At 65.8% G+C, this 19,316-nt stretch carries 15 protein-coding genes and 1 pseudogene; 11 read left to right on the forward strand and 5 right to left on the reverse strand.

From position 1 onward, the window contains the following. Nucleotides 1–279 precede the first annotated feature (279 nt). Both dnaG and rpoD read left to right on the forward strand, forming a co-directional pair. The gene (dnaG, locus tag V7P99_RS12205; RefSeq protein ID WP_333795100.1) at nt 280–2,244 is read left to right on the forward strand and encodes a DNA primase; all 1,965 of its coding nucleotides are present in this window, start codon (nt 280–282) and stop codon (nt 2,242–2,244) included. Nucleotides 2,245–2,503: 259 nt separating this feature from the next. Next, a complete protein-coding gene (rpoD, locus tag V7P99_RS12210; protein ID WP_333795101.1) occupies nt 2,504–4,462 on the forward strand; it encodes an RNA polymerase sigma factor RpoD in 1,959 nt (652 codons plus the stop codon). A 64-nt stretch (nt 4,463–4,526) separates the two neighbouring features. Here rpoD and V7P99_RS12215 read toward each other — a convergent pair. Beyond that, nucleotides 4,527–4,643 (reverse strand): annotated as a pseudogene (locus V7P99_RS12215) (tRNA-binding protein); the annotation flags it as partial. A 144-nt stretch (nt 4,644–4,787) separates the two neighbouring features. Between V7P99_RS12215 and V7P99_RS12220 the strand changes: the two are divergent. Next, nucleotides 4,788–5,159 carry a hypothetical protein gene (locus V7P99_RS12220; protein WP_333795102.1) on the forward strand — a complete coding sequence of 124 codons (372 nt, stop codon included), beginning with the start codon at nt 4,788–4,790 and terminating at the stop codon, nt 5,157–5,159. A 58-nt stretch (nt 5,160–5,217) separates the two neighbouring features. On the opposite strand, the gene lpxK is transcribed toward V7P99_RS12220, so the two are convergent. Both lpxK and V7P99_RS12230 read right to left on the reverse strand, forming a co-directional pair. Then, the gene (lpxK, locus tag V7P99_RS12225) at nt 5,218–6,288 is read right to left on the reverse strand and encodes a tetraacyldisaccharide 4'-kinase (RefSeq protein ID WP_333795103.1); all 1,071 of its coding nucleotides are present in this window, start codon (nt 6,286–6,288) and stop codon (nt 5,218–5,220) included. Beyond that, nucleotides 6,278–8,317 carry a glycosyltransferase N-terminal domain-containing protein gene (locus V7P99_RS12230; protein WP_333795104.1) on the reverse strand — a complete coding sequence of 680 codons (2,040 nt, stop codon included), beginning with the start codon at nt 8,315–8,317 and terminating at the stop codon, nt 6,278–6,280. The genes lpxK and V7P99_RS12230 overlap by 11 nt, the downstream gene beginning before the upstream one ends. Before the next feature lie 433 nt (nt 8,318–8,750). Between V7P99_RS12230 and V7P99_RS12235 the strand changes: the two genes are divergently transcribed. After that, nucleotides 8,751–9,488, forward strand: a complete 738-nt coding sequence (locus V7P99_RS12235) for a fused DSP-PTPase phosphatase/NAD kinase-like protein (protein WP_333795105.1) — start codon at nt 8,751–8,753, stop codon at nt 9,486–9,488. A gap of 56 nt (nt 9,489–9,544) precedes the next feature. Here V7P99_RS12235 and V7P99_RS12240 read toward each other — a convergent pair whose 3' ends face one another. Continuing rightward, nucleotides 9,545–11,386 (reverse strand): ABC transporter ATP-binding protein, encoded by a 1,842-nt coding sequence (locus tag V7P99_RS12240; protein ID WP_333795106.1) that lies wholly within the window; start codon nt 11,384–11,386, stop codon nt 9,545–9,547. Between the two features lie 127 nt (nt 11,387–11,513). Then, nucleotides 11,514–11,771: a DUF4170 domain-containing protein gene (locus V7P99_RS12245; protein WP_333795107.1), complete on the reverse strand. Its 258-nt coding sequence runs from the start codon at nt 11,769–11,771 to the stop codon at nt 11,514–11,516. Between the two features lie 348 nt (nt 11,772–12,119). On the opposite strand from V7P99_RS12245, the gene V7P99_RS12250 reads away from it, so the two are divergent. From V7P99_RS12250 to V7P99_RS12280, 7 genes are all read left to right on the forward strand, one after another. Next, entirely contained in the window at nt 12,120–12,953 is an 834-nt protein-coding gene (locus V7P99_RS12250) for a DUF72 domain-containing protein (protein ID WP_333795108.1), read from the forward strand. 175 nt (nt 12,954–13,128) lie between these two features. After that, nucleotides 13,129–13,506, forward strand: a complete 378-nt coding sequence (locus V7P99_RS12255; protein WP_333795109.1) for a hypothetical protein — start codon at nt 13,129–13,131, stop codon at nt 13,504–13,506. 153 nt (nt 13,507–13,659) lie between these two features. Then, on the forward strand, nt 13,660–14,304 hold the full coding sequence (locus V7P99_RS12260; protein WP_333795110.1) for a Spy/CpxP family protein refolding chaperone: 645 nt from the start codon (nt 13,660–13,662) through the stop codon (nt 14,302–14,304). Between the two features lie 146 nt (nt 14,305–14,450). After that, nucleotides 14,451–15,815, forward strand: coding sequence for an OmpA family protein (locus V7P99_RS12265; protein ID WP_333795111.1), 1,365 nt, complete (start codon nt 14,451–14,453; stop codon nt 15,813–15,815). Between the two features lie 154 nt (nt 15,816–15,969). Next, entirely contained in the window at nt 15,970–16,386 is a 417-nt protein-coding gene (locus V7P99_RS12270) for a thioesterase family protein (protein WP_333795112.1), read from the forward strand. Nucleotides 16,387–16,616: 230 nt separating this feature from the next. After that, complete coding sequence (locus V7P99_RS12275; RefSeq protein ID WP_333795113.1) at nt 16,617–17,537, forward strand: polysaccharide deacetylase family protein; 921 nt, start codon at nt 16,617–16,619, stop codon at nt 17,535–17,537. Nucleotides 17,538–17,753: 216 nt separating this feature from the next. Continuing rightward, nucleotides 17,754–19,262, forward strand: coding sequence for an EipA family protein (locus V7P99_RS12280; protein ID WP_333795114.1), 1,509 nt, complete (start codon nt 17,754–17,756; stop codon nt 19,260–19,262). The last annotated feature ends 54 nt before the right edge of the window (nt 19,263–19,316 follow it).

A 19,316-nucleotide genomic window follows, 5' to 3' on the forward strand; every position in this document is an offset into this window, starting at 1 on the left:
GAAAAACGCGCTGCAACCCCGACGCGGACCATCCCCGCTCCCCTGCGCTGCGCACTTGAAAAGCCCGTTCACCTGCCCCGGCATCCTCTCCCGTCGCAGGAGAAACCACAGGTCCGCCGGCCCATCCGGCCTGTGGATTGTGCTCAAAAGTATCGCGTGCATCTGGGCTTCCGGCGAGGCGCTCAGCGAATCGCGTACCTTCCTGGCCTGGACGCGCCGCATGCTGAAAAGCAAGCCTGCCGCCTCGCTTTTTCGTCATCTGCGGATAGTTCTGCCACCATGCGATTTTCGCCTCAGCTTCTGGACGAGATCCGCGCCCGGCTCCCGGTGAGCCAGGTCGTGGGCCGTAAGGTTGCGCTGAAGCGGAAGGGGCGAGAATATGCCGGCCTCTCGCCCTTCAAGGTTGAAAAGACGCCATCTTTTTTCGTCAACGACCAGAAGGGTTTCTATCACTGTTTCGCCTCGGGCGAGCACGGCGACATCTTCAAGTTCGTCATGGCCACGGAGGGCCTGAGCTTTCCCGAGGCCGTCGAACGGCTGGCTCATGAAGCGGGCGTCGCGCTGCCAAAGCCCGATGCGCACGACGAGGCGCGGGAAGACCAGCGCACCCGCCTCCTCGCCCTCATGGAAGAATCCGCCAGGTTTTTCGAGGAGCAGCTTCGCAGCCCGGCCGGCCTCGAAGCCCGCCGCTACATCGAACGGCGGGGCTTGAAACCCGAAACCCTCGGCGAGTTCCGTATCGGCTATGCGCCGAGCGCCCGCTCCGCGCTCAAGGAGCATCTGGCGCAGGCCGGCTTCACCCTTGAGGACATGACGCTGTCCGGCATGCTGATCGCGGGCGACGACATCCCCGTCGCTTACGACCGCTTCCGCCATCGGCTGATGTTTCCGATTTGCGACTTGAGGGGCCGCATCGTCGCCTTCGGAGGCCGCGCGCTCGATCCTGCGCAGAACGCCAAATATCTGAACTCCCCCGAAACGCCGCTCTTTCACAAAGGGCATCTTCTCTTCAACGCCCACCGCGCGCGGCCCGCCGCCCACGACAAGGAGCGCCTGATCGCGGTCGAAGGCTACATGGATGCGATTTCCCTTGTAGAAGCAGGATTTACCGAAACCGTAGCTCCCCTCGGCACGGCGCTGACCGAGGACCAGCTCAGGCTGCTCTGGAGGATGGCTCCCGAGCCCATCCTCTGTTTCGACGGCGACGAGGCCGGCAAGCGCGCCGCGCATCGTGCCGTCGATACGGCGCTACCGCACCTTAAGCCCGGCACCAGCCTCATGTTCGCCTTCCTGTCCGAAGGCCTCGATCCGGACGATATCGTGCGCCAGCAGGGGCCCGCAGCGCTCGATGCCTGTCTCGCCCGCGCCCGGCCGCTAGTTGATGTGCTGTTCGAGCGGGAATGGGGCCGCAGCGACTGGACGACACCCGAGCGCCGCGCCGGGCTCGAGAGCCGCCTCAAGGCGCTGGTCACCACCATCGCGGACGAGACGGTGCGGACACACTATCGCCGCGCGCTTGGCGAGCGGCTCGCGGAGGCATGGGGCGGATGGGGAGGCCAGAGGACGCAGAGCCATGGGCCGCAGCCCAGGTCCCGCCCCCTCTCCGAGTTCGCAAAGCGGCGCTTCCCCGCGGGCGCCCCATTCCTTCCCAACAGCGGACGAGGTCGCCCGAACCCGACGTTGGGCTATCAGAATCAGCGCGTTAACCCATCGTCCGCGCTCAGGAAGAGCACGCTCGTCGCCGCGGGGGGAGGTCTTCCTCCCTACCGCGAAGCCGTGCTCATCAAAGCCATGCTCAACCATCCCTGGCTGATCGAGGAGCACGCGGAGGCCATTGCCGAGGTCCCGTTCACCTCACCCGCCCTTTCGGGACTGCGTGACGCGGTGCTTTCCGCGCACGCCCTTGATAATTCACTTGACACGGCGACTCTTCGAACCCACTTGAACAAATCAAGCGTCGGCAAGGCCTTGACCCTTGTCGAACGAGCCGTTTCGCACAAAAGCGATCGATTTGCAGAACCCCATGCCGAGCGCACCGAGGTGGAAGATGGCTGGCGCCACGCCCTCGCGATGCATGAGCGGCACGTGGGGCTCAAGCGATCGCTGGAAGCGGCCGAGCAAGCCTGGCACGAAGATGGCAGCGAGGCATCCTTCGCGCGCATCTGCGATCTCAAGCGGCAGCTCGAGATCGCGAGCGCCATGGATGTCGACGATATGTCCGCCGGGCGGGGATACGCGTCTTGATGATGGGGGGGAGCGACACGATTCTAATCGCGACCTGTGTGGCCGATCCAAGGCGGAGCTTCGCCGTCGAGAGGACCGGAGCATGTCGCTGGCGGCCCTCGGCACCCATTCGGCATTCCGGCGCGTTTTGCGGCGCGCCTGAAGTTGCCGACGCCTTCCGGCATGAACATGAACCTCCGCCACGACGGCGGGTCTCGAATTGAAATGACCGGGCGCGGCAGGCGCGCCCTTCCCCACTCTTTGGCGACGGTTGAGAGATATGGCAAACGCTGCAAAGAACGAAGATCAGGATACGGCGACGGCGGAGTCCCCCGAGCGCGACAGCCCGCTGCTGGACCTGTCTGACCAGGCGGTGAAGCGCCTGCTCAAGACGGCCAAGGCGCGCGGCTACGTCACTCTGGACGAGCTGAACTCCGTATTGCCTTCCGAAGAGGTGTCTCCCGATCAAATCGAGGACACGATGGCGATGCTCTCCGACATGGGCATCAACGTCGTCGAGACCGAGGAAGGCGAAGATGGCGCCGAAGCGGGCTCGGAAGGAGACGAGGAGGAGAGCCGCTCGCTCGTAGCGACGGGCGGCGCGCCTGCCCGCTCCGAGACGCGCGCCGAGCCGGCCGAGCGGACGGACGACCCCGTGCGCATGTATCTCCGCGAGATGGGCTCGGTGGAGCTGCTTTCGCGCGAAGGCGAGATCGCGATCGCGAAGCGCATCGAGGCCGGCCGCGAAGCGATGATCGCCGGGCTCTGCGAGAGCCCCCTCACCTTCCAGGCGATCATCATCTGGCGCGACGAGCTGAACGAAGGCAAGATTCTCCTGCGCGACATCATCGATCTCGAGGCCACCTATGAGGGCCCCGAGGCCAAGGCTCCGCCTGCGGCCTCGGGCGACGGCGAGGAGAGCGAGGAGTCCGAGGGGTCTGAGAAGGACGACGACGACGACGAGTTCGAGAACGCGCTTTCGCTCGCCGCCATGGAAGCCGAGCTCAAGCCCAAGGTGCTCGAGACCTTCGATCGCATCGCATCCACGTACAAGAAGCTGCGCAAGCAGCAGGACAAGAAGCTCGAGCAGCAGGTCGCGGGCGAAGCCGGCTCGCGCCAGCAGCAGAAGGCCTACGACAAGCTGCGCGAAGAGATCATCACGGACGTCAAGAGCCTATCGCTGAACAACGCCCGTATCGAAAGCCTCGTCGAGCAGCTCTACGCCATCAACCGCCGTCTCGTCGGCCTCGAAGGCCGCCTGATGCGGCTCGCCGACAGCTATGGCGTTGCACGTCAGACCTTCATTGACGAGTACTTCGGCAACGAGCTCGACCAGACTTGGCTCGACCGCGTGGCCGAGAGCGGGAAGAAGTGGGGCCAGCTCATTAAGAATGAGCGCCCGACGATCGAGCAGATCCGCAAGGACATCCACGAGCTCGCCACCGAGACCGGCCTCGAGATCGCCGAGTACCGCCGCATCGTCAAGGCCGTGCAGAAGGGCGAGCGCGAGGCCCGGCAGGCGAAGAAGGAGATGGTGGAGGCGAACCTGCGCCTCGTGATCTCCATCGCCAAGAAATACACGAACCGCGGCCTGCAGTTCCTGGATCTCATCCAGGAGGGCAACATCGGCCTCATGAAGGCCGTCGACAAGTTCGAGTACCGCCGCGGCTACAAGTTCTCGACGTACGCCACGTGGTGGATCCGGCAGGCTATCACGCGCTCCATCGCGGACCAGGCGCGCACCATCCGCATCCCCGTGCACATGATCGAGACCATCAACAAGATCGTGCGCACGAGCCGGCAGATGCTCCACGAGATCGGCCGCGAGCCAACGCCGGAAGAGCTTGCCGAGAAGCTTGCGATGCCGCTCGAGAAGGTGCGCAAGGTCTTGAAGATCGCCAAGGAGCCGATCTCGCTCGAAACGCCGATCGGCGACGAGGAGGACAGCCACCTCGGCGACTTCATCGAGGACAGGAACGCGGTGCTGCCGGACCAGGCGGCCATTGCCGCCAACCTGCGCGAGACGACAACGCGGGTGCTGGCCTCGCTCACGCCGCGCGAGGAGCGCGTCCTGCGCATGCGCTTCGGCATCGGCATGAACACCGACCACACGCTGGAGGAAGTGGGCCAGCAGTTCTCGGTGACGCGCGAGCGCATCCGCCAGATCGAAGCGAAGGCGCTGCGGAAACTCAAGCACCCGAGCCGCAGCCGGAAGCTCCGCAGCTTCCTCGACAACTGATCAAAGAAAAGCCCCCGAGAAAATTCGGGGGCTTTTTTGTCTTGGTTCGGCCAGGGAGCTCGCCTCAGAACAGCCGGCCGCCGTTCGGCACGGGCCGCTCCGGCGAAACCAGCACCACCTCACCCTCAGCATCGGGAAAGCCGAACGTCAGAATCTCGGAGATGAACTTGCCGATCGGGGGCGTGGCGGCAAGCAAAAGCCGGCAAGTTTTTTGTTCCGTGCGACGTCCCGGAAAACCGGTTCCCTTTTTCCAGAAGCCCTCTAGGCTTCATATCCGTGTCGCTGCTTCGATGGTAGCGCGCGGACTTCGAACTCATCAGAGCCCATGCAACGTCCCGTCATTCACTTGGAGCACAAAAGTCAAAAGGTGATCCCGAGGCGGGCCTTCGCCATCAGGCTGGCGTGGGCGATCGGGTTATGGCTGGTGCTCACATTCGGCGGCCTCGTCATCGGCATGATCGGCTATGCCGTGACCGAGGGCATGAGCTTCACCGACGCTTTCGTCAACGCCGCGATGATCCTCTCGGGCATGGGCCCGGTCGATCAGCTCCACACGACGGCCGGAAAGCTCTTCGCTGGCTTCTACGCCATTCTCTCCGGCCTCATCATCATCATCGGCGCCGGCTTTGTGCTCTCACCGATCGCCCACCGCGTGCTTCACCGCTTTCATGTCGAGAGCGGCAGAGAGCGAGACTGACCGGGGCGCAAGACTTCGACAGGATCGCGCGCCCACCGGGCAGGGCGCACCGCGGAAATCAACCGCTGCCCCGCTTGAGAACCCCGTCGATCAGCGCATCGAGGCGCACGCGGTCACGCTCACCGAACGCGACGCAGATGGGGAGTGTGCGCGAGCGCGCCGCAAGATCGCCGCAGGCGCCCGGCAAGCCGGCGAGCCGCGCCAAGTCCTTTTCGGTGGTGACCAGCTCGGCGCCGGCCGCCTCTGCCTCGGCCATCAGCCGCGCCGCTTCGGCATCCGTGAACGGATGATGATCCGGAAACGTCCGGCAGGCTAAAGACTGTGGCGCAAAGCTCTCGAGCATGTGAAAGAAACGCATCGGATTGGCGATGCCGGCAAAGGCGACGAGCCGTGCCCCCCGGATCCAGCCGGGATCGCCCGCCGCTTCGACAGCGCCGCTGAGGACGGGGCCCGGAAACCGCTTCTTGAGCGCTTCGCCCGCCGGCAAACCGCCCGCGCCCGCTTCGCGTCCCATGACCACAATGCAATCGACGAGACCGAGCTGGAACGGCACCGCGGCGCGCAAAGGTCCCGCCGGAATCACGTGTCCGTTGCCGAAGCCGCGCCGCGCATCAACAACCGCAATCGAGAGATCCTTGGCGAGATGCGGGTTCTGCAATCCGTCGTCCATGACCACGGCGTCGGCCGCCACCGAAGCTTCGATCGCCATCATTCCCGCGCGGCGATCACGCGCGACCATGACCCGCGCACTGGCACCCTCCGCTCCTCCGTCGACCGCGCCGCGTGCAATGAGAAGCGGCTCGTCGCCAACCTCGTGCGCCGTGTGCCGGGCGCTTTCTACCCAGACCGGACCAGCGAGCGATCCGCCGTAGCCGCGCGTCAGGCAGACGCCGCGCTTGCCTCGTGCCGCGAGCGCGGCGAGCAGATAGCGCGTGAGCGGCGTCTTGCCAGTACCGCCGGCGGTGAAATTGCCGACACAGATAACGGGCAGCGCCGAACGATAAGGCGCGGCCGCTGCGAAGCGGCGTTCTACTGCGGCTCCGTAAAGGGCGCCGAGAGGCCCCAGCAGGCGCGCAGCGAGGGAGCGGCGGCTTGCGTCGTACCACCAAGCGGGTTCATCAAGACGCACGGCGCGCCCGTGAGGCTTCAGGCAGTAGGCCGGCGAGCGCTGCCACCGTGCGGTCGAGCGCGCCCGAGAGGGAAGAGAGCGCCGCCTTGCCGCCGGCGCGCATACGCTGCAGCTCGCCCTCGTGCATCAGGATCTCCTCCACAGCTGCGGCCAGCGTTTCCGCGGAGTTTATTTCCCGCGCACCTTTATGGCGGAGAAGCGCGCGGTAGAAATCACGGAAGTTGCTCCAGTGAGGTCCCGTCAGCACCGCTGCACCATGGCCGACGGCCTCGATCGGGTTCTGACCCCCATGGCGAATCAGAGAGCCGCCGACGAAGGCCACGTCGGCCAGCGCATAAAGCGTGCCGAGCTCGCCGATGGCATCGACGATGTAGATATCGGTGGCCGCGTCGGGGCGCTCTCCGTCGGAGCGCAGTGCGACCTTGAAGCCCCCTTCGCGCAACGCGCCGGCGACGGCTGTGCCGCGTCCTGGATGGCGCGGGGCAATGATGGTGCAAAAACCCGGCAGGCGGCGCGCAACGAGCCTATGCGCCTCGGCCACGATCTCTTCCTCCGGATCGTGCGTGCTCGCGGCGACGAGCAGCGGCCGCCCCGCCAGCTCCCGGCGGAGCCGCTCCAATTCCGCCGCATCGACCACCGGCGGCGGCGCGTCGATCTTGAGGTTGCCGATGGCCTCCACCTGGCGAGCTCCGAGACGCCGCAGCGTCCGCGCGAACACCTCATTCTGCGCCAGCACGAGATCGAAACGCGAAAAGAGCGGCAGAGAGAGCCCCCTGATCCATCTCCACCGGCGTGTGCTGCGCGCCGACATGCGCGCGTTGATGAGCGCCAGCGGAACCCCCTGGCGGGCCACCTCCATGATGAGGTTCGGCCACACTTCACTCTCGACGAAAGCCGCCGCATCGGGCTTCCAATAATCCAGAAAGTCCCGCGCGAACACCGGCGAATCGAGCGGAACGTACTGATGCAGCGCCCGCGGCGGGAGGCGCCGCCGCGCCATCGCCGCCGAGGTCACCGTGCCGGTCGTGAGCAGCACGGAAGCGTCGTCGCGTACGGAGAGAAGACGCTCGATCACGGGCAGCACCGAGTTCGCTTCCCCGACGCTCGCGGCATGGATCCACAGAAGCGGACCGTCGGGACGGGCAAGGCTCGCAGCGCCGTAACGCTCCGGACGGCGGCCCGCCTCCTCCTTGCCCTGCCGGGTGCGCACGGCGAGAAGCAGCGGCGCGCCGAAGCCCAGGAGCTTGGTCGCGCCGCGATACGCTTTGAGCGTGAAACCTTCCGGAGCCGGCTCTGTCGGCGGTGCGGGCGGCAGGGGGGGCGTAGCGCGTGCGAGGTTTCCTCCGGTGATCGCATAGGCACGCGCCGTGACGCGGCCGAGCCCCGCATCCACGGCCTGCCGATAGGCCTCGAGGCTGGCTTCGTCCGCGTCAGCCGGCACCCAGATCGGATCGCCGATGACATACGCCATCTTCGAGAACGGCAGGTTGATGGTGAGCCGGCTCCAGGTCGGCAACGCCAGGAAGCGCGAGGTGGCGACGGCAAACGGCACGATCGGACGGCCGGAATACTTCGCCAGCGTGACGACGCCGATACCGGCCCGCCGCGCGGGCCCCGGCGGGATGTCCGCCGTAATGGAGAACGTGCGCCCATCCTTGAGCTGCCGCAGCGCGGTCCTCAATGCGGAGGCACCACCCCGGTCGCGCCGTCGCGTGCCGGCGCCCGCGCCCTTCACCACTTCGATATCGAATTCCGCGAGCAGCGTGCGGATCGCGACGGCATCCTTATGGCGCGCCACCATGGCCGACACCGCAAACGTCTTGCCGTTCAGTTCATGCAGGGTGGGCATCAGCACGAACTGGCCGTGCCACATGGCGAGGATGAACGGATGCAGCTCGTTGGCGCGCGCCACCGCATCCGAAGGCTCGATCGTGACCGTGGAGGTGGCGCGCACGAAGCGCGTGTAACGGGCGCCGAGACGGCCGATGAACGTGCCGAGCTTCGACTCTTGCTGTGGCGATGGTGCCATCGATCGGCCTCTGTCGCCCTCCCTGGCGGAGCTGTGTGAGCCCTCTTTGCAGATCTCGCCGAGATCGCTGAGGGGGCGACCCGGATGGCAATGCTGCCCCGCTTGTCAACTGCCCCGGCCGGATCTCCAGGGCGAGGCCTGCGACCGAAGGGGCGCGGGACGGAACGCTGTGCAAGGCCTCGCGCTGACCGCCATCGTCCGCGAGCAAGCCTTGCCACACTCGCGGATTGCGCGATGGCCACACGGGCACCACCACATCGGTCGACGCCAATTTCCCTATAGGGAATACGCGGCGGGCGCAACCGGTTGAGCGCCCTGGTACACAAGGGGTTCGACAGATCGCCCGGGATAATGCTACCCACCCCGGGCCGGATCCCGGGCACGGCCGGCGTCAGCTCCATACATGGGTTTCAGGTGGGATTCGCGGGCGCCAATGGCACGCCTTACGAAACGAGCAAAGCGGACGGTCCGCCGCGCGGCATGGGCGGGCGTGGACGTGGTGTCCTCGATACTGCCAGACGCCTGGCGCGTGCGTATCGAGCCCTATGCCCGCTATCTGGATATGCTGCTGCTCGACCACCTCGTTGTGCGCCTCATGTTTCCCAATCGGCACCGCTTGGCGCCGGACGCTTGGCGTGCCGCCCAGCCGCTGCCCTACCAGGTCCGCCGCCACGCGCGCCATGGGATCCGCACGATCGTCAACCTGCGCGGGCCGGCGGATTCGTCCACCTACACGCTGGAGAAGGCCGCCTGCCGGGAAGCTGGCATCACGCTCGTGGACTTCCGCGTCCGCTCCCGTGCCGCGCCCACGCGCGACGAGGTGCTGGCTGCGCGCGAGCTGTTCGCAGACGTCGCCTATCCCATGCTCATGCATTGCAAGTCAGGGGCCGACCGCGTCGGGCTGATGAGCGCGCTCTACCTTCATACGCGCCACGGCGTTCCCATCTCGGAGGCGCGCCGCCAGCTCTCCCTCCGCTACGGGCACATCCGGCAGGCGGACACCGGCATTCTCGATCTCTTCTTCGAGGCCTATCTCGCCTACGACGCCAAGACACCGATCGAATTCTACGATTGGGTCGCCACCGTCTATGATCCGGCCGATGTCGCCGCGAATCTCCACTCGCGCCGTTGGGCGAACCGCATCGTCGACAAGATCTTCCGTCGCGAGTGAACCGGTGGTTGTCGGGGGCCTGTTTGGGCTCTGTCTTCTCGCCGTGCCGGACGCGATCAGTTGATCGTCGCCCCTGCAGGCGCCGCGTCCTCCGGAGCATCCGACAGAAGCTGCGCCTGCACGAGCCGCGCATAAGCGCCGCCTTGCGCGAGCAGCTCGCCGTGGGTGCCGCTTTCCACCAGCGCACCGTCCTCCATGACGCAGATCAGATCCGCATTCTGCACCGTCGACAGGCGGTGGGCGATGACGATGGTCGTGCGCCCCTTGGTGAAATCCTCGAGCGCCTGCTGCACGAACCGCTCCGAGTGCGTATCGAGCGCGCTCGTCGCCTCGTCGAGGAGCAGGATCGGCGCATCCTTCAGGATCGCCGCGGCGAGGGCCAGCCGCTGGCGCTGTCCGCCGGAAAGACGCACGCCGCGGTCACCGATGATCGTGTCGTAGCCTTGCGGCTGGCTCATGATGAAATCATGCGCCGCCGCCGCTCTGGCCGCGGCCACGATCTCCTCCTCATCAGCCCCGAGACGGCCAAGCGCGATGTTGGCGCGGATCGTATCGTCGAACAGCGTCACCTCCTGGCTGACGAGCGCAATCGACGTGCGCAGCGAAGCCAGCGTCACATCGCGAATATCCTGCCCATCGATGCGGATGGCCCCGCCCGTCACGTCGAAAAGGCGTGGCACAAGGTTGACGATGGTCGATTTGCCAGCGCCAGAACGCCCGACCAGCGCCACCGTCTGCCCCCCCTTCACGTCGAGGGAGAAGTTGGAGATGGCGGGGATCGACGTATCCTCATAGTGGAACGAGACCCGGTCAAAGCTCACCGCACCACTGTTGATGGCGAGCGGCTTGGCGTTGGGCCGATCCGTCGTCTTCGGCTGATCGTCAAGGATGCCGTAGACGCTTTCGAGGGCCGCCAGCCCCTCCTGGATGCGCGCCGTGAGCCCGCCCACGGCCTTCAAGGGTTGAGCCGCCATCAGCAGCGCGGCGGTGAGGCCCATGAAGTCGCCGACGGTCGAGGCGCCGCTCGAGATACGCCAGTAGGCGACCCAGATCACGCCCGCCACCGCTGCGCCGCCCAGCGCCTCGAGCAAGGATTCGAGGCGCGCCTTGACGGCCACGCCCTTGAGCTTCCAGCGGAACACTTCCTCGAAGCTGTGGTTCATGCGGCCCGCCGCATAGTCCTCGAGCCGGAACGTCTTGATCAGGCGTGTCGCACCGAGCTTTTCGGCAAGGAGCGCCGTCATGCCGCCGAGCTCGGTCTGCGTGCGCGTGGAATTGCGCCGGACCCGCCGCGCGATGGCCGCGATCGGCAACACGGCGAACGGATAGACCCCGAGCACGACGAGAGAGATCATCCAGTCGAGATAGAACATCGATCCCACGAGCGCGACCACGGACAGCGTATCGCGCATGATCGAGTTCATGGAGGCGAGCGTCGCCTGCTGGATGAACTGGATGTCGTTGGTGAGCTTCGACATCATGCGGCCAGGTGTGTCGCGTGTGAGGCGCGCATAGTCGGCATCGATCAGGTGGCGGAACGTGACGCTCTGCATGTCGGCCGTCTGCCGCAGAACGATGCGCTGCGTCGCCACCGTCTGCAGGTAGAGGAAGACGCTCCGTGCGAGCGTGATCGTGATGATGCCGATCAGCACCCAGGGCAGCCAAGTCACATCTCCGCCCAGCAGGCTGTCGAAGGAGAACTTGATCACCATCGGATAGGCGCCGGTGGCCAGCGCGAGGGCCCCCGTTAGCAGAAGCGCCACCAGAAGCTCGCGCCAGCGCGGCCACATCCATTCCGAGAGGAACCGCGCCAGCAGACGCCTGGAATGAGCGTCGAGCGCTCTCTTCTCGCGCCGTGCCGATCGCCCATCGGCGCCCTCGCCTCTCGTCTTCGCCATCGCTCTTTGCGTTTCCTGGATCTGTGCGGCCTGCTAGAGCCGTTCCGGTTTAAGGGGCAACGGGGAACGGCTCTAATGGGCAGCTTCCAGCCTGCCGCTCCCGAGAGGCGCGCTTTGCGAGTCGCCGTCAGGCATCGACTTCCGTGCGGGTTGCCGCCGGCTCGAGCAGATGGTGCAGGTGCACGATGAAATAGCGCATGGCGGCGTTATCCACAGTCCTCTGCGCCACGGACCTCCAGGCGGCCAGCGCTTCCTCGTGGCTCGGATAGATACCGACAACGTCGAGCTGGCTGAGATCGCGGAACTCGACGCCGTCGAGATCGCGCAACTCGCCGCCGAATACGAGATACAGAAGCTGCTTTGGTGTCGTTTCCCGTTCGCTCATGTCTCAGGCCCTCGTTCCGCCCGACAAGCCATCTCCCATGACGAGATGTGCGGAACGGATCTATTACGTTGGTTTATAGTCCAGATTCCGGAAAACCGGCGCGCTTGTCCATCGGCGCTCTGATGGAGACGTGCCTTCCTGCCTCAGACTTGGCCCGCATTCAAGGCGGCCTCCGGCCTCGCCTCGCCGCTTCCGGCTTCCTTATACGCGGCGGAACGCGTTCGCGCGCCAAGCGCCGAAGCGCGATTCAACGGGCGGCACCTCGCGTGGAGGCCCGCTTGCGAGGTTGCCCGGCTTAGCGCCGCTGCCCTATGTTGCAGGTCGAAAAGACCAAGGACCGCGAAGCCCATGGGCGAGCAGGGTACCATCAGAGCCGGCATCGGCGGCTGGACGTTCGAGCCGTGGCGCGGCACGTTCTATCCTGAAAAGCTCCCCCATGCGAAGGAGCTCGAGTTTGCGAGCCGCGCGCTTTCCACCATCGAGATCAACGGCACCTACTACCGGTCGCAGACGCCGGCCACCTTCGCCAAGTGGGCGGAGACGGTACCCGACGGCTTCGTGTTCTCCGTCAAGGGCCCGCGGTTCGCCACCAACCGGCGCGTGCTCGCCGAGGCCGGTGACTCGATCCGACGCTTTCTCGATTCGGGGCCGACCATGCTCGGCGATCGGCTTGGCCCTCTGCTGTGGCAGTTCGCACCGACCAAGGTCTTCGATGCCGCCGATTTCGGCGCCTTTCTGGAGCTTCTGCCGGCGCACTTCGATGGGCATCCCCTCCGCCACACGGTCGAAGTGCGCCACCCGTCGTTCAAGAGCGGCGAGTTCATCGCCCTCGTGCGCCGCTTCGGCATACCCGTCGTCTATGCGGACCATCCGACATACCCGGCGATCGCCGATCCCGCGGGAGATTTCGTCTATGCGCGCCTGCAGAAGGGCGAGGACGGCAATCCCACCTGCTATCCCGAAAAGGAGATCGCCTCCTGGGTCTCCGCGGCGAGAACATGGGCCGAAGGAGGCATGCCGAAACGCATTACGGACGATACCGTAAGCCCCAAATCAGGCGGCGCGAAACGGCCGCGCGACGTCTTCGTCTACTTCATTCATGGCGGCAAAGTGCACGCACCCGCTGGTGCCCAGGCCTTCATGGCCGCTCTCAACCGCAAGGCGCGGCAAACGAGCGCGTGAGCCTGATTGCACGCGATGCGTCGGGACCCGGCAGACTGGCAAGGTTCAAATCTCAAGCTGCCGCTCGAAACAGCTCTGTCCCGAGGGCCACGCTTGACCGCTGGCGAGCGGGGCGGTTCCCTGCGAGTTAAAATCAGGTCATGCAGCCGCCCGGCTGAAAAGGAGAGCTGACCCAATGCGCCCCGCACAACCATCCGTTGCACTCACGCTCACGGCCCTGGCCATCAGCCTGGCAGCACAGGCTTTGGCGGCCTTTCCGGCGCACGCCGCCGATCCGGCCTATGTCGGCACCTGGGCGTCGGATCTCGCCCAGTGCAGTGTTGCCCAGGACCGGCCGGAGGCGCCGCTCGTGATTTCGAAGGATGGCTACGATCAGCACGAGACCCACTGCCGGTTCACCTCGGTGGAAGGGGAGGACGGGGACTGGCGCGTAACGTCCGTATGTACGGTCGAAGGCAGCACCCAGCCGTATGATTTCACGCTCACCGTCTCCGGCGCCACGCTGACGGTGACGGACGAAACCGGCTCCCGCGATCTCCTCTCCTGCGGGTGACCGCACGCCGGACCACGGCGTGCTGCATCGCTTCCGCAAAGAAAGCGCGACGGAAACCAGGCGCTCCCTCGTTCATTCTCCAAGACGGCGCAGACCGGCACCACTCGGCCGGTTACGAAGGCCCCGCGCCGCTCGAACAAGGAGAACGAACGCATGACACGCAAGGGAAAGTACGTTCTGGCCAGCATCGCGGCCGCCACGGTGGGGCTCGCTGCGGCGGGCGCAATGGCAGAGCGCGGCCACTATTGGGATCATTACAAGTGGGGCGGCAAGGAGCGGCATGCCCGCCACCACGGCGGCGGGAGCATGGGACTTATGGGCCTTGCCTTCGGCGGACCGAACTATCGCATCTGCCGGGGAGACCCTGCCGAAGCGGCCGACCACATGCTCGTGCGCATCGAGCACCGGGTGAAGCCGACCGAGGAGCAGAAGGGCGTCTTCGAGGAATTCAAGACCGCAGCCCGGGCCGCCGCCCAGAAGCTGCACGAGGTCTGCCCCAAGCCGGCCGAGCAAGCCAAGGACGCCAAGGACGGCGAGCGCCACAAGCGCAATCCCGTCGAGCGTCTCGCCCAGACGCAGGCCGGCCTTGAAACGTCGCTTGAAGCCCTGAAGACGTTCCGTCCCGCGGCTGAGAAGTTCTACGCAGCGCTTTCCGATGAGCAGAAGCAGAAGCTCGAGCGGCGCGGCCGGGGCGGCGACAAGGGCAAGCGCCACTGGAAGCGTGACCGCGGCCCGCAGGATGGCCCCGGCAACGAGCGTGCTCCGGACGGCGGCCCCAACCCCGACGACAAGACCTGACCTGACCCGACCCTGCAGCGGACGGAGGACCGAGAGGTCCTCCGCTCCCTGTCTAAATCCGTGAAAATCGCCGCCAAAGCCTTGATAACTCGCTGAACCTGGCCCATCGTGATGACTGGACCATCACGCCATGAGGTATGCTAGCGATGCTGCGGCGCGCTGCAATTGTCCTGTTTTTGCTGATCGTTTCCGCCGGGGCGCTCGTTGGCGCCCGCCACCTCGGCGTGAACCTGCCGTGGGACGCGGCAACGATTGAGCCCGAAGCGCCCTCTGAAGCTCAATCAAATCGTCGTGAAGAGACCGCGCCGCCAGCCACTCCCGAGGCGTCGGCTCCCGCAGCCGAACCGGTTATCGAGGAGACGCAGGCGGCTCTCGAGCGGCCGGACGCAGAGCAGCCGAAGCCGGCCGAAGGCGGCGTCACCATCGATATTTCTCGCATCTCCGCAGACGGCGCATCGGTTTTCGCCGGACGCGCCGCGCCCGATAGCTACGTGACCGTCATCGAAGACGGCCGCCGCGCCGGCACCGCGAAAGCAGACGCCAACGGAGAATGGAGCCTTTTCACCGAGCACCGCTTTGCGAGCATCGATCCGCATCTCACCTACGAGGTGAGCCGCACGCCGCCCGCGCCCGAAGCCAAGACGGACATGGCGGAGGCGCAAACCGAGGCGCAGCCGCCGTCGCAACCTCAGGCGCAGATCGAGCCTGAGCCCGCCGCGGCTGAGGCCGAGGCAGCAGTCCCTGCCGAGCCTGCGCTCCCTCCAACGACGTCGGCTGCCGAAGATGTGATGCGCAAGTTCGAGAACCTCGTCGAAGCGGCGCGTGAGGAAGCCAAGCAGAACGAGACTGCCGCGAACGACGGCACCGCGGCAAACGACGGTGGGCCGGACCGCGCTACCGCATCGCCTTCTGAGCCGGCCGAAGAACCTGCCGCCGCCGCATCCGCCGCGGCTCCAGAGGACGCGCATGAGGCCGGCGCCACCGCGAGCGACACGGACGCAGCAGCGGAGAGCGAAACAGCCGCAGATCATGGATCCGCAGAGATTGCATCTCGAACGAAGCCGGAGCCCAGCGCTCATACTGAGGCCCGGATCGCCGCTGCGGGGGATATGTCGGAGCATAGCCGCACGACGCAGGAATCCACGTCAGCGGCGGCCCGGACGGATGTAATTCCGGTTCCGATCATGTTCGTCTACAATGAAGCGACCCTGACACCGGAGGGTCGGCGCGCGGCGGCACTGCTGCTCGAATATCTGACGCTCAAGAAGCTCGACGCCGTGGAGCTGACAGGACATGCCGACGAACGGGGCAGCGACGCCTACAATTACGAGCTTTCACGCGAGCGTCTCGACGCGGTGGCCGTACTCCTCAAGGATGGCGGCTACGCTGGCACGCTCAAGCTGACACCCAAGGGCAAGACCGAGCCGTACATGGGCGTTGACCGGTCGGCTTACCGGGGCGAGGCGCTCTACCAGCTCGACCGGCGTGTGGAGCTGCGCCTCCAGCGCTAGAGCGCGTTCACTCTTATCGGAATCAGAGTGCGCGACGTGAGCGCGCTCTAAGTTTTTATTTGAGCGCCTGATCGCTTGTTCGAACGGCGGCGTGCTTTGCCCTCGAGGGGCCGCCCCTCACCCTTCCCGTCCGTCTTTCAGCGAAAGGAACCCGATGGCGCCCTCCGATCCCGAAGCGACCCGCAGCCTTGCCATCGGTCTCGCGGGCGAAGCCAGCACACTCGTAACCGACGATCTCACCGCACCCGCGGTGGGAAGCGGCACGATAGCAGTCTACGCGACCCCCGCCCTCGCCGCGCTCATGGAGCAGGCGGCCGTCGCCGCGATCGAAAGCCACCTCGCGGCGGGCGAAGCGAGCGTGGGCGTGCACCTAGACCTCAGTCATACGGCCGCGACACCGCCTGGACGCACAGTCTCGGCAACCGCGACCCTGACCGAGATCGATGGACGGAAACTCACCTTCGAGATCACCGCACGGGACGACGTCGAGCCCATCGGCAAGGCAACGCACACGCGCGTTGTCGTCGATCTGGCGCGATTTCTGAACAAGCTGGCCGGCAAGCGCCTTTAGAGCCGTTCCGATTTAAGTGGAATCGGGGAACGGCTCTAAGCTTTTGTTCGATCGTGCTTCTCTTCGGAAAACCGGCTCCCACTTTTCCTGAAGCACTCTGAGAGCCTTGCCGAAAGCAAACGAAAAAAGGCGATCGTCCGCGCTCGGGCTTATCCCCACGCTTTCTCTCCGCCCTCCCCTGCAACGCCATTTGCTGTTAAAAATGGTGCAACGACATGGGGAGGACACGAATGCGCATCCTGCTGCCCGCATTGCTCGCTTTGATCGCCACCGCTGCGGGGGCTGCCGAGCCATCCCAAGCACCTCCGCCCCAAGAGACGGCCGCCTCTACCGAAACTGCCGCTCTCCCTGAAGCATCGCCAACACCGACCTGCACAAATCCCGACGCCCTCGGCGTCGGCCGCACGGTCCAGATTGACACCACGGGGGGCCCCGGTTTTGGCATGGACCACTACAAGGCCTATGATTTTCTGGCGGACAAGGAGGTCGTGCTCACCTTCGACGACGGCCCCCAGGCAAGAACCACCCCAGCCATCCTCGACGCGCTCGACGCGGAATGCACGAAAGCGCTCTTCTTCAGCCTCGGTAAGATGGCGCTCGGTCTGCCGGACATCATCCGGGACGTGGCGCGCCGCGGCCATACCGTCGGCACCCACACCTGGTCGCACCAGGACCTGCGCAAAAAGTCCGATCAGGACGCCAAGGATGAGATCGAGAAAGGCATCAGCGCCGTGCACCGGGCCGTAGGCGGTCCAATCGCGCCCTTCTTCCGCTATCCCTACTTGCGCGATTCCCCAGCCACGCTCGCCTACCTCGCGAGCCGCAACATTGCCATGTTCTCGACCGATCTCGACAGCTTCGACTTCAAGCGCCAGACGGCGGAAAAGCTCGTCGAGAGCATAATGAGGAAGGTGGAGAAGCGCGGCAAAGGGATCATCCTGATGCATGACATCCAGCCGCACACCGCCAAGGCCATGCCGGCTCTTTTGGCGGCTCTCAAGAAGGGCGGCTACAAGGTCGTGCACATCACCGCCAAGGACGACCTCACGACGCTCGCCGAATACGACACGCTCATCGAGAAGGACGTAAAGGGTCTTCCTGCCGTAGGCAGCGAGCGGCCGATGTCGAGCGTCGTCAAGACCGTGCCCTGACCCGCCCGCGCCTTTTTCCGATCCAACGCACCGCTTCCGCCGAGGAGGACGGACCAGCCGGCCAGTCGCAAACGTGACGTTTCGATCATGGCCGAGCTATGCTGACTTGATCCGGAACGGCGTACCGCCGAACAGATCCCAAAAAAGACATGCCGTTCCCGCCCTCTCGTCGCTAAACTCCCTAAAAAGGCCAAAAGTCGGCTTGAGAGAGTTTTGATGATGATCAGACGGACAACGCGGCTCGCCGCCTGGGTTTTTGCGATGGCCCTGCTGGGCGCCGCTCCGGCGCGCGCCGAGACGTGCTCCGCCGACAGCTTTGGCGAAGCCGTGGATTCCTCAGCCGCCGAGCTGCGCGTATTCAGCGCCGAGACGCAACCCAAGCTCAAGGCGAAGCTCCAGGAGCTGCGCGATCACAAAGGCTGGACGGATGCCGCCTACGAGGCCCGGGGCCTCAAGCTCATCCACGACGCCGAGCTCGATGCCTTCGATGCCCAGGCGGGCGAGCTCCTGAGCAAGATCGATACGCTAGGCAGCCCCGAAACCGATGCTGCCGAGGCCAGCGCCACCTGTGAAAATCTCGCCGAGCTCAAGGCCGCCTCGAGCGAGCTGATGACGGTCATGCGCGCCAAGTCCGCCTATCTCATCGCCAAGATTGATCGCGAGATCGCGGCATCGGGGCCCGGCCGGCCGACCGAGACGGCAAGAACCGAAACGCCCTCGGCGCCCGACGCCGCCCCCGCATTCCGCGGGCTCGCCACGGATGCGCCGGCCCCGGCGGAAGAAGCATCGAGGTCCACGATGGCGGCAGAGCCGCAGCCGGATCTTTCGCCCTTGCGCAGAACCGCTCCGGTGAAAGAGCCGGCGCAGCCGCCGGCCGCAAACGCCGCTCCCACTCCACCAGCGCCGCCGGCCATCGCAAAAACAGAAACAGCACCCGCAGCGCCGCTCCCGTCGCCCCCATCATCCCCGCCAACGCCACCCGCCGTTGCGGAGGCCCCACCGCCGGCCGATTTCACGCCCGGCCCGCACGCCGTGGAAGAGACTGACGGAGACGAGCGCACCTCGAGCTGGAACACGACAACGGCGCAGGCCGTCATCCCCCCGCCACCCATGGCCTACGAGCATGATCATGAGCCCCCGCCCGTGCCGCGGGAGCCCAACTACGACGCCCCGCCGCCGGGGGCGCCCTATGCTCTGCCGCCTCCCATTGACGAGGAGGCGTCCGGCTTCGACGCCGATGGCGGGGGCTATACTGTGGACGAGATCCGCGAAGCCTCCCGCGGGTTCTTCGGCACCGTCTCGACGTCGCTTGCAAGCGTGATCGAGCACACCTTCCAGAAGGCGGGGCGCCCGACGGCCTATGTCCTCGGCAACGAGGGCGGCGGCGCTTTCCTCGCAGGTCTCCGCTACGGCGAAGGCACGCTCTACCTACGGTCCGGCGGCAGCCAGAAGGTCTATTGGCACGGGCCGTCTCTCGGCTATGACGTGGGCGCCTCGGGCTCGCGCACGCTGTTCCTGATCTACGATCTGCACGAGCCGAATGCGCTGTTCCGCCGCTTCACCGGGGTCGACGGGTCTGCCTATCTCGTCGGCGGCGTCGGCATGACGTTGCTCAAGGGCGGCGACGTCACGATGGCTCCAATCCGCTCCGGGCTCGGCCTCAGGATCGGCGCCAGCATCGGCTACGTGCGCTTCTCGTCACGTCCCACCTGGAATCCATTCTGATTGCGTTTGCGGACGCACGCTCGGGCTTGCCGTGCGTTCGCAAACGCCCGGTTC

Origin of the sequence: Hyphomicrobium sp., assembly GCF_036780825.1 — a bacterium.
In the GTDB taxonomy this organism is placed as follows: domain Bacteria; phylum Pseudomonadota; class Alphaproteobacteria; order Rhizobiales; family Hyphomicrobiaceae; genus Hyphomicrobium_C.

Excerpts from the sequence above, each read along its gene's own strand:
- dnaG (WP_333795100.1), top strand. The coding sequence starts at position 280 with ATGCGATTTTCGCCTCAGCTTCTGGACGAGATCCGCGCCCGGCTCCCG.
- rpoD (WP_333795101.1), top strand. The coding sequence starts at position 2,504 with ATGGCAAACGCTGCAAAGAACGAAGATCAGGATACGGCGACGGCGGAG.
- V7P99_RS12220 (WP_333795102.1), top strand. The coding sequence starts at position 4,788 with ATGCAACGTCCCGTCATTCACTTGGAGCACAAAAGTCAAAAGGTGATC.
- V7P99_RS12230 (WP_333795104.1), bottom strand. The coding sequence starts at position 8,317 with ATGGCACCATCGCCACAGCAAGAGTCGAAGCTCGGCACGTTCATCGGC.
- V7P99_RS12235 (WP_333795105.1), top strand. The coding sequence starts at position 8,751 with ATGGCACGCCTTACGAAACGAGCAAAGCGGACGGTCCGCCGCGCGGCA.
- V7P99_RS12240 (WP_333795106.1), bottom strand. The coding sequence starts at position 11,386 with ATGGCGAAGACGAGAGGCGAGGGCGCCGATGGGCGATCGGCACGGCGC.
- V7P99_RS12245 (WP_333795107.1), bottom strand. The coding sequence starts at position 11,771 with ATGAGCGAACGGGAAACGACACCAAAGCAGCTTCTGTATCTCGTATTC.
- V7P99_RS12250 (WP_333795108.1), top strand. The coding sequence starts at position 12,120 with ATGGGCGAGCAGGGTACCATCAGAGCCGGCATCGGCGGCTGGACGTTC.
- V7P99_RS12255 (WP_333795109.1), top strand. The coding sequence starts at position 13,129 with ATGCGCCCCGCACAACCATCCGTTGCACTCACGCTCACGGCCCTGGCC.
- V7P99_RS12260 (WP_333795110.1), top strand. The coding sequence starts at position 13,660 with ATGACACGCAAGGGAAAGTACGTTCTGGCCAGCATCGCGGCCGCCACG.
- V7P99_RS12265 (WP_333795111.1), top strand. The coding sequence starts at position 14,451 with ATGCTGCGGCGCGCTGCAATTGTCCTGTTTTTGCTGATCGTTTCCGCC.
- V7P99_RS12270 (WP_333795112.1), top strand. The coding sequence starts at position 15,970 with ATGGCGCCCTCCGATCCCGAAGCGACCCGCAGCCTTGCCATCGGTCTC.
- V7P99_RS12275 (WP_333795113.1), top strand. The coding sequence starts at position 16,617 with ATGCGCATCCTGCTGCCCGCATTGCTCGCTTTGATCGCCACCGCTGCG.
- V7P99_RS12280 (WP_333795114.1), top strand. The coding sequence starts at position 17,754 with ATGATGATCAGACGGACAACGCGGCTCGCCGCCTGGGTTTTTGCGATG.